The organism is Burkholderia glumae LMG 2196 = ATCC 33617, from assembly GCF_000960995.1.
Lineage (GTDB): Bacteria > Pseudomonadota > Gammaproteobacteria > Burkholderiales > Burkholderiaceae > Burkholderia > Burkholderia glumae.
In genome coordinates, this window is the sequence record NZ_CP009434.1 from 2750240 (window position 1) to 2762625 (window position 12386).

Consider the following 12386-nt stretch of genomic DNA (forward strand, 5'->3'; position numbering starts at 1 on the left):
GAATTGACAGTCATCATACAACATTGGCGAAGCCTCCGTGATTGTGCGTAAACCCTGATGCCGAAAGGCAGAAATCGATCGGGGAAAGGCTGGGCGGAGGCTTGCGCCGGTCCCATTGATGTTGTACGATGACATACAACACATTCCTCGTTACCGAATGAACCCGCGCCCGGCGCACCTAGGACGATCCAACATGACCACGCCTCAGGAACTCAAGCAGATCATTTCGGAAGGGCTGCTGTCCTTCCCCGTCACCGACTTCGACGCCGAGGGCAACTTCCGCCCGGGCACCTATGTCGAACGCCTCGAATGGCTCGCGCCCTACGGCGCCTCGGCCCTGTTCGTGGCCGGCGGCACCGGCGAGTTCTTCTCGCTCACGCGTGAGGACTACTCGAACGTGGTGCGCACCGCCACCGCAACCTGCAAGGGCAAGGTGCCGATCCTGGCCGGTGCCGGCGGCCCCACGCACGTGGCCATCGAGTACGCCAAGGAAGCCCAGCGCCTGGGCGCCAACGGCATCCTGCTGATGCCGCACTACCTGACCGAAGCCTCGCAGGAAGGCATCGCCGCGCACGCCGAGGAAGTCTGCAAGGCCGTGCCCGACATCGGCGTGATCATCTACAACCGCGCCAACTCCAAGCTCAACGCCGACATGCTCGAGCGGCTGGCCGAGCGCTGCCCGAACCTGATCGGCTTCAAGGACGGCGTGGGCGAGATCGAGGCAATGGTCACCATCCGCCGCCGCCTGGGCGAGCGCTTCGCCTACCTCGGCGGCCTGCCCACCGCGGAAGTCTATGCCGCGGCCTACAAGGCGCTGGGCGTGCCGGTGTACTCCTCGGCGGTGTTCAACTTCATCCCGAAGACGGCGATGGACTTCTACCGCGCGATCGCGGCCGACGACCACGCCACGGTCGGCAAGCTGATCGACGACTTCTTCCTGCCGTACCTGAAGATCCGCAACCGCCGCGCCGGCTACGCGGTCAGCATCGTGAAGGCCGGCGCGAAGCTGGTCGGCCACGACGCCGGCCCGGTGCGCGCTCCGCTCACCGACCTGGACGAAGCCGAACTGGCCCAGCTCGACGCGCTGATCAAGCAGCTCGGCGCGCAGTAAGCGCGGCAGGCCGGCGCGCCTGCGGCCACCGCTCTCGACAACCCCTCGCCTCCCCCCGGGAGCGGGGGGTTTGGCTTTCTGGCCGCCGCTGCATGCCCGAGCCCTCGCTTCAGGCGCCTGGCTCGCCGGCCGCGCGCAGCCCGCTCACGGTGTCGAGCAAGAACGTACCGGGCGCGGCGCGCACCTCGTCGAGCGTGGCTCGCGTGACGGCTCCGGGCCGGATCGATGCCGGCCGCCAGATAATCGAGCGCGACGTCGAGCGCGTGGCGGCGCACCTTGTCGGGATCGTGCGCATTGTCGATCAGCGCCTGAGTGTCGGCACTCAGGATGGTTGGCTGGCGGGTGTCCTGCCGTGGCAGCCGGGTACGCAGCGAGCCGACGGAATGGCCCAGATGCAGCGGGCCGGTGGGGCGGTCGCCCGTCAGCACGACGGGCAGCGGGGCGGCGTTTGCCTGGAGCTCGGACATGGGCAGGCTCTCCGGAGAAAACCGCCGCGCCGCGCGCGGCATGGCTTTGCGCAAGCATGCGCGGGACGGCTGCATCGATGCTTCGGGCTACCAACGAGGCCCGCCGCCGACCTGCGAGCGGGACGCGGCGCCTGCCCGGCGGCCCTGGCTCGATCGGGCGCGCGCGGGCAGGCCGTCAGCGCCGCGGGGCGCGGCGGCATCAGGAGCGCCGGGCGGCGAGCGCCACCGCAGCGTGAAACCGAACCGCGCCGATCTCGGGCACGGTGCCCCCCCGGCAGGCGCCACCCCGTCCTGCCCACGGGCGCGCAAAAAAGCACCGGCTTCGACGCCGCCGCCTCGAAGCCGGCCAAAAAGCCGGACCGGCACGGCGCACGCCTCGGAGAGCGTCGCCGCGCCGGTCCCGACCGGCTTACTCGGGCCGGCCGTTGCGCAGGCGCGCGAGGCCGAGCGGGTTCGACTCGCGCAGGCTTTCCGGCAGCAACGATTCCGGGAAGTCCTGGTAGCAGACCGGACGCAGGAAGCGCTCGATCGCGGTCGCGCCGACCGAGGTGGTCATCGCGTTCGAGGTGGCCGGGAACGGGCCGCCGTGGACCATCGCGTCGCACACCTCGACGCCGGTAGGGAAGCCGTTCACGAGCAGGCGGCCGGCCTTGCGTTCGAGGATCGGCAGCAGCTTGCGGGCCGCTGCCAGATCGGCGTCGTCGATCTGCAGCGTGGCCGTGAGCTGGCCTTCGAGCGATTCGAGCACGGCCGCGACTTCGTCGAAATCGCGGCAGCGCACGATCAGCGAGGCCGGGCCGAACACCTCGTCGCGCAGCGCATGCTCGCGCAGGAAGGTCTGCGCGTCCACGTCGAACAGCGCGCCGGACAGCGCGCAGCCGCCCTCGCCCGCGCCGCCTGCGCCGAGCTGGCGCACGCCGGGGGCTTCCTGCAGCTTCGCGCGGCCGGCGCGATACGCGTCGGCGATGCCGCGCGTGAGCATGGTGCCGGCCGGCTTGCCGGCGAGCGCGGCGGCCGCGGCCCGCGAGAACGCATCGAGCTCGGCGCCGTCCACGGCGATCACGAGGCCGGGGTTGGTGCAGAACTGGCCCACGCCCATCGTCAGCGAATCGATGAAGCCCTGCGCGATCTTCTCGCCGCGGGCCGCGAGCGCGGCCGGGAACATCACGAACGGGTTGATGCTGCTCATTTCCGCGTAGACGGGAATCGGCTCGGGGCGCGCGTTCGCGAGGTTGACGAGCGCGAGGCCGCCCTGGCGCGAGCCGGTGAAGCCGACCGCCTTGATCGCCGGATGCTTGACGAGCGCGGCGCCGATCACGCGGCCCGGGCCCATCAGCAGCGAGAACACGCCGGCCGGCATGTTGCTGCGCGCCACGGCGCGCTGGATCGCGCGGCCGACCAGCTCGGAGGTGCCGAGGTGGGCTTCGTGCGCCTTGACGATCACCGGGCAGCCGGCCGCCAGCGCCGAAGCGGTATCGCCGCCCGCCACCGAGAACGCGAGCGGGAAGTTGCTGGCGCCGAACACGGCCACCGGGCCGAGCGGCAGCTTCTGCAGGCGCAGGTCGGCGCGCGGCAGCGGGGTGCGCTCCGGCATCGCCGGGTCCACCGAGGCGCGCAGGAAATAACCGTCGCGCACCACCCGCGCGAACATCCGCAGCTGGCCGACCGTACGGCCGCGCTCGCCCTGCAGGCGCGCGGCGGGCAGGCCCGTCTCGGCCTGCGCGCGCTCGATCAGCGCGTCGCCGAGTTCGAGGATCTCCTCGGCGATCGCCTCCAGGAACGCCGCGCGGCGCTCGAGCGGCTCGGCGCGGTAAGCGTCGAACGCCTGCTGCGCGAGCGCGCAGGCGCGCTCGACCTCGGCCTCGCTGCCGGTGCCGAACGCCGGCTCGGCAATGGTTTCGCCACGCGTGGGGTCGAACGCATGCATCGTGCCGGCCGTGCCCTTCACCGCTTCGGCGCCGATCAGCATCTCACCTGTCAATTGCATCGCTATGCTCCGTCAGTCGAAAAAAGATTCGTATCGCGCATTGTAGCCCAGCAGATACGATGACTGACTAGAAGAATCACGCGCCCCGGCATGCGGCCGGCATCGGCCACCTCATTGAGTGAAAAGGGATTATTGCGAGCGGCTCGGAAAGGGAAAACCCTGCTAGGCGCGTCACCGTCGCGGTCCTAGACTGTCAAGTTGTACGACGACATATCAGTCAGCATTAGACCGACGGACTCCTCTCGCGCTCTCGCCAGGACACTCATGGAAGCGACCCGCACCGCCAATCCGGCCGCCACGGCCAAACGGACCGCCGTCCGCTACTGGATCCTGCTGATGATCTTCGTCGTGACGACGCTGAACTACGCGGATCGCGCGACGCTGTCGATCACCGGCACCTCGATGCGCAAGGAGTTCGGCATCGACGCGGTGCAGATGGGCTACATCTTCTCGTCGTTCAGCTGGGCCTACGTGCTCGCGCAGCTGCCGAGCGGCTGGCTGCTGGACCGCTTCGGCGCGCGCCGCGTGTACGCCGGCAGCATCTTCCTCTGGTCGCTGTTCACCCTGCTGCAGAGCACGATCGGCCTGGCCGGCAGCGCCGCGCTGGCGGTGGCCGCGCTGTTCGTGCTGCGCTTCGCGGTGGGCATCGCCGAGGCGCCGGCGTTCCCGGCCAATGCCAAGGTGGTGGCGAGCTGGTTCCCGACCAGCGAGCGCGGCACGGCATCGGCGATCTTCAATGCGGCGCAGTATTTCGCGGCCGTGCTGTTCACGCCGCTGATGGCCTGGCTCACGCACGCGTTCAGCTGGCACCAGGTGTATCTGTGGCTCGGCGCGGCCGGCATGGCGCTCGCGCTGCTGTGGATGCGGGTGGTGCGCAGCCCGGCCGATCACCCGCGCGTGAATCGGGCCGAGCGCGAGCACATCGAGCAGGGCGGCGGCGTGATCGAGACCGGCGGCAAGACGCCCGCCGGCGGCGCGCCCGAGCGGCTCGCGGGCTGGTTCTACGTGCGCCAGCTGCTCGGCAACCGGATGCTGATCGGCGTCTATCTCGGCCAGTACTGCATCAACGTGCTCACCTACTTCTTCCTGACCTGGTTCCCGATCTACCTCGTGCAGGCGCGCGGCATGTCGATCCTGAAGGCCGGCGTGCTGGCCTCGCTGCCGGCCGTCTGCGGCTTCCTCGGCGGGGTGCTGGGCGGCATGCTGTCGGACGGCATGATCCGGCGCGGCGTGTCGCTCACGCGTGCGCGCAAGATCCCGATCATCGGCGGCATGCTGCTGTCGATGGCGATCATCGGCTGCAACTACGTGGACAGCGCCGCGCTCGTGATCGCGCTGATGGCACTGTCGTTCTTCGGCAAGGGCCTGGGCTCGCTGGGCTGGGCGGTGGTGGCCGACACGGCGCCGAAGGAGGCCATCGGCCTGTCGGGCAGCCTCTTCAACATGTTCGGCAACGCGGCCGGGATCGTCACGCCGATCGTGATCGGCTACCTGGTGGGCGCGAGCGGCTCGTTCAACGGCGCCCTGCTATTCGTCGGGCTCAACGCGCTGGTGACCGTGCTCTGCTACCTCGTGATCGTCAAGGACATCAGGCGCGTGACGCTGCGCAAGGCACCCGGCCGCTGAGGCGATGCCGACAGGGGCGGCGCGGCTCGCGCGCCGTCGAGCGGCCGCCGCACGGCGGCTCGCGATCGCGCCCGGATGACCGGCAGCCGATCCTTGACGGCGGCTCGGCGGGCAGCAGGCCGACGCGCGATGCCAGCGCACGGCGGCAGCCTGGGCCGCGCCCGCGCGCAGGTGCCGCCGCAGCGCCCCGGCGGCGCCTTGGCCGGCCGGGGCGTCGTGACGAATCCATGGCGATTGCATGACGGTTCCATGACGGCGTTGCAACCGCTTCGCGCGGGCGTCTCCCGCGCACGGTCACCCGCCGCGATGTCCGCCCCGCGAGCCGCCCCCCATTCGTGATCCGCATCGCAACATGATTGCCACAGCGGCAGCTTAAGCTTGCCTTCAAGTTTCGCCCGCCGGCATCGCCATGCTCCCCGCCACGCCCCCACCGGCGCGCGGGGCCGGGGCCATGCCGTCCGATGCAAGCAAACCGAAGGATTGCCCAGCGTGCCACTCCTCTCTCGCCTGCCGAGCTCGGCCGAATCCGCTCCGGGCCTCGCGTTTCCCACCGTCGAGGCATGGCGCACCTATCTGCTGATCGCGGCGCTGGCCGCGTCCGGCGCGCAGATCCTGGTGCTGCTGTCGATCGCCGTGCTGCAGATTCCGCAGCACCATTTCACGACCCCGACATTCCGCTGCGCAACACTGGTCTACCTCGCGGTGGCCGTGGCGGCAACGCGAGCCGGCGCGCGCTTCGCGTTCCGCGCCGGCCTCAGGCGCGGGCACGTGCGGCTCGAACCGGCCGCGCCCGGCACCGTGCGCGTGTCGCCGCGCTGCCCGCTGCGCGCGCTGGTGCTGCTGCATCTGCGCCTGCGCCGCGAGCAGTTCGAGCGTGTGATTTCGTGACCAGCAGCGGCCCGACGAACGACTGCGAACCCGCCATCCGACGCTGCGGGTGCCGGCCGCCGGGGCCGGCGCCGCGCCATCTCTTCCCGACCCGATGAAAACCCTGTTCCTGCAAGCGCCGTCCTACGACGGCTTCGACGGCGGCGCCGGCTCGCGCTACCAGGCCCGGCGCGAGATCCGCTCGTTCTGGTATCCCACCTGGCTGGCCCAGCCCGCCGCGCTCGTGCCCGGCAGCCGCGTGCTCGACGCCCCCGCCGACGGCCTGTCGGTGCAGGCCACGCTCGAGATCGCCGCCGGCTACGACCTCGTCATCATCCACACCAGCACGCCCTCGTTTCCCACCGACGCCCTGTTCGCCCAGGACCTCAAGCAGCGCAAGCGCTCGATCGTGATCGGCATGGTCGGCGCCAAGGTCGCCGTCGATCCCCACCATTGCCTGCTCGCCTCCGAGGCGATCGATTTCGTCTGCCGCGAGGAGTTCGACTACACCTGCCGCGAGCTGGCCGAAGGCAAGCCGTTCGCCGAGATCCTCGGCCTGAGCTACCGCACCGCCGACGGCGCGATCGAGCACAACGGCCCGCGCCCGATGATCGAGGACATGGACGCGCTGCCGTTCGTGGCCCCCGTCTATCAGCGCGACCTCAAGATCCGCAACTACTTCATCGGCTATCTCGACTACCCCTACGTCTCGATCTACACCGGGCGCGGCTGCCGCTCCAAATGCACCTTCTGCCTGTGGCCGCAGACCGTGGGCGGCCACCGCTACCGCGTGCGCTCGGTCGAGAACGTGCTGGCCGAGGTGAAGTGGATTCGCGACAACATGCCGGAGGTGAAAGAGATCATGTTCGACGACGACACCTTCACCGACTTCAAGCCGCGCGTGGAGGAAATCGCGCGCGGGCTCGGCAGGCTGGGCGTGAGCTGGTCGTGCAACGCCAAGGCGAACGTGCCGTACTCGACGCTGAAGATCATGAAGGACAACGGCCTGCGCCTGCTGCTGGTGGGCTACGAGTCGGGCGACGACCAGATCCTGCTGAACATCAAGAAGGGCCTGCGCACCGACATCGCGCGCCGCTTCAGCGAGGACTGCAGGAAGCTGGGCATCAAGATCCACGGCACCTTCATCCTCGGGCTGCCGGGCGAGACCAAGGACACCATCCGCAAGACCATCGCCTACGCGAAGGAGATCAATCCGCACACCATCCAGGTGTCGCTGGCCGCGCCCTATCCGGGCACCAAGCTCTACGAGCAGGCGGTGGAAAACGGCTGGATGGAGGAGAACCGGACCATCAACCTGGTCAGCAAGGAGGGCGTGCAGCTGGCGGCGATCGGCTATCCGCATCTGTCGCGGGAAGACATCTATCACGAGCTGGAGCACTTCTATCGCGCGTTCTACTTCCGGCCGTCGAAGATCTGGGAGATCGTGCGCGAGATGCTGTCGAGCTGGGACATGACGAAGCGCCGCCTGCGCGAAGGCGTCGAGTTCTTCCGCTTCCTGCGCGCGCACGAGGCGTGATGCAGGGGCTGCGCTCGTGGACGCGCGGCCAGGCCGGCCGCGCCTTCTCCATGTCGCTCGCCGTCGGCGCCGCGATCGTGCTGAGCGACGCGGCGCGCCACCACCCGCCCGTGATCGTCGCGCTCGGCCATGCGCTCGCGACGGCCGCGAGCCTCTGCGCCGGGTTCGGCATCGTCTACACGCTGATCGCGGCCGTCCTGACCGGGCGCTTTTTCGCGCGCGCGCCGGCGCTGCCCACCCAGTACCCGCCCGTCACGCTGATGAAGCCGCTGCACGGCGACGAGTGGCAGCTCGTCGAGCACCTGGCCAGCTTCTTCGATCAGGACTATCCGGGCCCGGTGCAATACCTGTTCGGCGTCCACGACGCCAACGACGCCGCGCTGCGCGCCGTCGCGACGCTGCGCGAGCGTTATCCGCAGGCACACGTCACGGTGGTGGCCGACGCGCGGCTGTACGGCCCGAACCGCAAGATCTGCAATCTCGTCAACATGCTGGAGCAGGCCGAGCACGCGCTGCTCTGCTTCGCCGACAGCGACGTGCGCGTGGGCCGCGATTATCTGCGGCGCGTCGTCGGCGCGCTGGAGCAACCCGGCGTCGGGCTCGTGACGAGCGCCTATCGCGGCATCAGCGCGCCCGGCCGGTGGCCGCGCGCGGCGGCGGCGGCCACCAACTACCAGTTCTTCCCCGGCGTGGTCACCGGTCTCGCAACCCGGCTCGCGCGGCCCTGCTTCGGTCAGACCATCGCGATGCGACGCGCCACGCTCGAGGCGATCGGCGGGCTCGCCGCGTTCGCGCACCACCTCGCCGAGGACCACGCGATCGGCGAGGCCGTGCGCGGCATCGGCGCGACGGTGGCGGTTCCGCCGCTGCTCGTCGATCACGCCTGCATCGAATCGACCTTCCGTGCCCTGTTCGCGCACGAGCTGCGCTGGAGCCGGACCATCCGCGCGGCCGACCCGCTGGGCCATCTCGGCTCGGCGCTGATGCATCCGCTGCCGTTCGCGCTGCTCGCCTTGCTCGCCTCCGGCGGCGCGCTCGGCGCCGGGTGGCTGGTGGCCGCGGCGCTCGCCGCGCGCTTCGCGCTGAAGTGGCGCGTCGATCGCGCGTTCGGCCAGCCGTTCGCCGATCTGGCGCTGCTGCCGCTCAACGACTTGCTGCAGTTCGGCATCTTCGTGGCGAGCTTCGCGATGTCCGACGTGGTGTGGCGCGGCCGCCGGCTGCGCGTCGACCCGTCGGGCCGGCTGGTGCCCCGCCTCGACGAATGAGCGCGCGCGACCCCCTGCCCGCCGTCACGAGCCGACCCATCGTCATGCCCACGACCGCGTCGCGCCTCGCCAAACCGCGCCGGAGCCGCGCATGAAATCGCTCGGCTCCGCGGCGGCCGCGCTCGGCCTCGCCATCGCGGTCTGGCTGGTCTGGCGCGACCATCCCGCCGCGATCCTCGCGCTGCTGCGCGAGGCCGGCGGCGGCCTGCTGCTGGCCGCCGCCGCGCACCTCCTGCCGATGCTCGCGAACGCGGCCGACTGGCGCCTGCTGATCCGGCGCGCGCCGCGCCCCGGCTTCGGCGCGATGCTCAGGCTGGTGCTGATCCGCGAGTCGGTGAACGGCCTGCTGCCGGTGGCGCGGATCGGCGGCGAGATCGTCGCGTACCGCCTGTTGCGGCGGCTGCGCGTGAAGCACGCCACGGCGATCGCAAGCCTGGTGGTGGACATGCAGCTCACGCTCGTCAGCCAGTTGGTGTTCGCGCTGCTCGCCGTCGGCTGGCTGCTCGAACACTCGACCTCCGACACGAGCCGCCTGGTCGGGCGCCTGGCGGCGAGCATCGCGCTGGCGGCGCCGGTGCTGCTGCTGTTCGCGCTGGTGCAGCACGCGCGGCCGTTCGAGCGCGCCACGCAGTTGCTCAACCGCGTCACGAGCGGCCAGTTCGTCGCCCAGCTCGGCGCCTCGGCGGGCGTGGACCGCTGCATGATGCTGCTGTGGCGCAACACCGGCGTGGTGGCGCGCTACCTGCTGATCTGGCAGACGCTGCAGTTCCTCGGCTTCTCGCTCGAGATCTGGCTCGCGCTGCTCGCGCTCGGCGCGCATCCGAGCGTCGCCGACGCGCTGGTGATCGAGGCGCTGATCCAGCTGCTCAGCAGCGTCGCGTTCCTGGTGCCGGGCAGCCTCGGCGTGCAGGAAGGCGGCTTCGTGCTGATCGGCGGCCTGCTCGGCCTCGATCCGCCCGTGTGCCTCGCGCTGGCCGGCGCGCGGCGGCTGCGCGACCTGCTGTTCTACCTGCCCGGGCTCGCCGTCTGGCAGCTGGCCGAGCATCGCCCCGCGCGCGTGAGCGGTCGCCCGCCCGGCCCGTGAATCGGCGCCGCCGGCCCGGGGCGCCCCTCGCCTCGCCCGCCGGCCGTGCCGCCGCGGCACGCCGAGGCGGCCCGGCCGGCCGCCTCGCATTGCGCGAAAGTTGATCTTCACCCGGCTACGGGCTAACCCGGATGCAAAAAAGTATCGGTCCGGAGTCTTATTTTCAGTGGTGAAAGCAGGCCGCCAAGGCTATTTTTCACTGATCGCGCGCCACCACGAACGGGCGCGCGCCCTGGAGACGGGCCGGTGCGGAACAGCGACGAATGAAGACCATGCGTGATGACGATGACGACCCGCGCGGCGAACTGGCCGAGCCCGATCTCGAACTGGTGGCGGTGCCGCGCGACGAGTCGTACAAGGTCTGGTCGCACGGCTATCCATACCGCACCGTGCGCTGGCACTTCCATCCCGAATACGAGATCCATCTGATCACGGCGACTACCGGCAAGTATTTCGTCGGCGACCATATCGGCGATTTCTCGCCCGGCAACCTCGTGATGACCGGCCCGAACCTGCCGCACAACTGGGTCAGCCACGTGCCGCGCGAGGAGCGCGTGGACGAGCGCTGCCTGGTGCTGCAGTTCGGCGCCGAGTTCGTGGCGCGCGTGATCGCCGCGTTCCCGGAGTTCCGCCGCGTCGAGGCGCTGCTCGACGCGGCGCGCTGGGGCCTGCTGTTTGCGCCGCAGACGGGCGCGGCCGCCGCGCCGATCCTGCGCGAGATGCTGGGCGCGCAGGGCATGCGCCGCATCGTGCTGTTCGTCTCGCTGGTCGACCTGCTGGTGCAGAGCCAGCCGCCGCGCAAGCTTGCGAGCGCCGGCTACTGCGCCGACCCGGCCCGCTACGCGGCCACGCGCATCAATCACGTGCTCGCGCACATCGGCAAGAACCTCTCCCAGGAGCTGCGCGAGACGGAACTGGCGGCGCTCTCGGGGCAGAGCCCGAGCGCGTTCTCGCGCTACTTCCGACGTCATACCGGCGTGCCGTTCGTGCAGTACGTCAACCGGCTGCGCATCCATCTCGCGTGCCAGTTGCTGATGTCGGACGAGCTCAGCATCACCGACATCTGCTACCAGGTCGGCTTCAACAATCTTTCGAATTTCAACCGGCAGTTCCTGCAGCTGAAGGGCATGTCGCCGTCGCGCTGGCGCGCCTGCCAGCGCCTGAACGCGGCGAGCGCGGGCGCGACGGCGACGGCGACGGCGGCGGCCGCGAGCGCGGCGGCGGCGTTCGGCTAGCGCGCCCGGCCGCGAGCGCGACGGCGGGCGAGCGGCAGGCCGCCTGGCCAACGCCATCGTTTCGGCATGCAGACAATCGACTGAACGGCGAGCGGCGCACCCAGGCCGGCCGCCACCATCAACCCAACGACGGAGACGAACCGATGAACCGATCCACCCTCACCCTCGCGCGCACCGCCGCGCTCGGTCTTGCGCTGCTCGGCGGCACGGCGGCCTTCGCGGCGCCGGCCGGCACGGTCGCGTTCCTGATGCCCGACCAGGCCTCGACGCGCTACGAGCAGCACGACTTCCCCGGCTTCAAGGCGCAGATGCACAAGCTCTGCCCCGACTGCAAGGTGCTGTACCAGAACGCGAACGCCGACGCCTCGCAACAGCAGCAGCAGTTCAACTCGGTGATCGCGCAAGGCGCCAAGGTGATCGTGATCGATCCGGTCGATTCGACCGCCGCCGCCTCGCTCGTGCACCTGGCACGGGCGCAGGGCGTCAAGGTGATCGCCTACGACCGCCCGATCCCGTCCACGCCGGCCGACTACTACGTGTCGTTCGACAACGAGGCGATCGGCAAGGCGATCGCGCAGTCGCTGGTGCAGCACCTGAAGGCGCTGAACGTGCCGACGACCAGGGGCGGCGTGCTGGAAGTCAACGGCTCGCCCACCGACGCGGCGGCCGGCCTGATCCGCAACGGCATCCACGCGGGCCTGCAGGGCAGCGGCTACGCCACGCTCGCCGAATTCGACACGCCCGAATGGGCGCCGCCGAAGGCCCAGCAATGGGTGAGCGGACAGATCACGCGCTTCGGCGCGAAGATCGTCGGCGTGGTGGCCGCCAACGACGGCACCGCGGGCGGCGCGATCGCGGCGTTCAACGCGGCCGGCGTGAAGCCGCTGCCGCCCGTGACCGGCAACGACGCGACGCTCGCCGCGCTGCAGCTGATCATCGCCGGGGACCAGTACAACACCATCCTCAAGCCAAGCGAGATCGTCGCGGCGGCCGCGGCACAGGTGGCCGTCGGCTTCCTGTCGGGGCAGACGCCCAAGGGCGAGACGACGCTCTACCAGACGCCGACGCGGCTGTTCCAGCCGGCTCTCATCACGGCGCAGAACCTGAAGGCCGAAGTGGTCGACAAGGGCTTCGCGAGCGCCAAGGCGCTCTGCACCGGCCGCTACGCGCAGGGCTGCAGGCAGCTCGGCATCACGAACTGAGCGCA

Annotated in this window: 9 protein-coding genes and 1 pseudogene; 8 read left to right on the forward strand and 2 right to left on the reverse strand. The window is 70.4% G+C overall.

Translation table 11 applies throughout. The annotated features are described in order from the left end of the window. Positions 1-193 precede the first annotated feature (193 nt). Entirely contained in the window at positions 194-1111 is a 918-nt protein-coding gene (gene kdgD / locus KS03_RS12250; protein WP_017432736.1) for a 5-dehydro-4-deoxyglucarate dehydratase, read from the forward strand. A 209-nt stretch (positions 1112-1320) separates the two neighbouring features. Here kdgD and KS03_RS29930 read toward each other — a convergent pair. Together KS03_RS29930 and KS03_RS12260 are read right to left on the reverse strand one after the other, a co-directional pair. Continuing rightward, positions 1321-1578, reverse strand: a pseudogene (locus KS03_RS29930) (tryptophan--tRNA ligase); the annotation flags it as partial. A 409-nt stretch (positions 1579-1987) separates the two neighbouring features. Then, on the reverse strand, positions 1988-3565 hold the full coding sequence (locus KS03_RS12260) for an aldehyde dehydrogenase (NADP(+)) (RefSeq protein WP_012733227.1): 1578 nt from the start codon (positions 3563-3565) through the stop codon (positions 1988-1990). Positions 3566-3829: 264 nt separating this feature from the next. On the opposite strand from KS03_RS12260, the gene KS03_RS12265 reads away from it, so the two are divergent. The 7 genes from KS03_RS12265 (at position 3830) to KS03_RS12295 (ending at position 12381) form a co-directional block, all read left to right on the forward strand. After that, the gene (locus tag KS03_RS12265; RefSeq protein WP_012733226.1) at positions 3830-5191 is read left to right on the forward strand and encodes an MFS transporter; all 1362 of its coding nucleotides are present in this window, start codon (positions 3830-3832) and stop codon (positions 5189-5191) included. A gap of 489 nt (positions 5192-5680) precedes the next feature. Next, the gene (locus tag KS03_RS12270) at positions 5681-6079 is read left to right on the forward strand and encodes a hypothetical protein (protein WP_012733225.1); all 399 of its coding nucleotides are present in this window, start codon (positions 5681-5683) and stop codon (positions 6077-6079) included. 94 nt (positions 6080-6173) lie between these two features. Continuing rightward, on the forward strand, positions 6174-7595 hold the full coding sequence (hpnJ, locus tag KS03_RS12275; protein ID WP_012733224.1) for a hopanoid biosynthesis associated radical SAM protein HpnJ: 1422 nt from the start codon (positions 6174-6176) through the stop codon (positions 7593-7595). Beyond that, positions 7595-8860 (forward strand): bacteriohopanetetrol glucosamine biosynthesis glycosyltransferase HpnI, encoded by a 1266-nt coding sequence (gene hpnI / locus KS03_RS12280; protein ID WP_012733223.1) that lies wholly within the window; start codon positions 7595-7597, stop codon positions 8858-8860. The genes hpnJ and hpnI overlap by 1 nt, the downstream gene beginning before the upstream one ends. Before the next feature lie 91 nt (positions 8861-8951). Further along, positions 8952-9944, forward strand: coding sequence for a flippase-like domain-containing protein (locus KS03_RS12285; protein WP_012733222.1), 993 nt, complete (start codon positions 8952-8954; stop codon positions 9942-9944). A gap of 263 nt (positions 9945-10207) precedes the next feature. Continuing rightward, on the forward strand, positions 10208-11179 hold the full coding sequence (locus tag KS03_RS12290; RefSeq protein WP_045678773.1) for an AraC family transcriptional regulator: 972 nt from the start codon (positions 10208-10210) through the stop codon (positions 11177-11179). A 143-nt stretch (positions 11180-11322) separates the two neighbouring features. Continuing rightward, a complete protein-coding gene (locus tag KS03_RS12295; RefSeq protein ID WP_012733220.1) occupies positions 11323-12381 on the forward strand; it encodes an ABC transporter substrate-binding protein in 1059 nt (352 codons plus the stop codon). Positions 12382-12386: the final 5 nt, after the last annotated feature.

What these genes read in the sequence shown, in the direction of transcription:
- KS03_RS12290 (WP_045678773.1), top strand. Translation starts at nt 10,208, where the DNA reads ATGAAGACCATGCGTGATGACGATGACGACCCGCGCGGCGAACTGGCC.
- KS03_RS12265 (WP_012733226.1), top strand. Translation starts at nt 3,830, where the DNA reads ATGGAAGCGACCCGCACCGCCAATCCGGCCGCCACGGCCAAACGGACC.
- KS03_RS12295 (WP_012733220.1), top strand. Translation starts at nt 11,323, where the DNA reads ATGAACCGATCCACCCTCACCCTCGCGCGCACCGCCGCGCTCGGTCTT.
- KS03_RS12260 (WP_012733227.1), bottom strand. Translation starts at nt 3,565, where the DNA reads ATGCAATTGACAGGTGAGATGCTGATCGGCGCCGAAGCGGTGAAGGGC.
- hpnJ (WP_012733224.1), top strand. Translation starts at nt 6,174, where the DNA reads ATGAAAACCCTGTTCCTGCAAGCGCCGTCCTACGACGGCTTCGACGGC.
- kdgD (WP_017432736.1), top strand. Translation starts at nt 194, where the DNA reads ATGACCACGCCTCAGGAACTCAAGCAGATCATTTCGGAAGGGCTGCTG.
- KS03_RS12285 (WP_012733222.1), top strand. Translation starts at nt 8,952, where the DNA reads ATGAAATCGCTCGGCTCCGCGGCGGCCGCGCTCGGCCTCGCCATCGCG.
- hpnI (WP_012733223.1), top strand. Translation starts at nt 7,595, where the DNA reads ATGCAGGGGCTGCGCTCGTGGACGCGCGGCCAGGCCGGCCGCGCCTTC.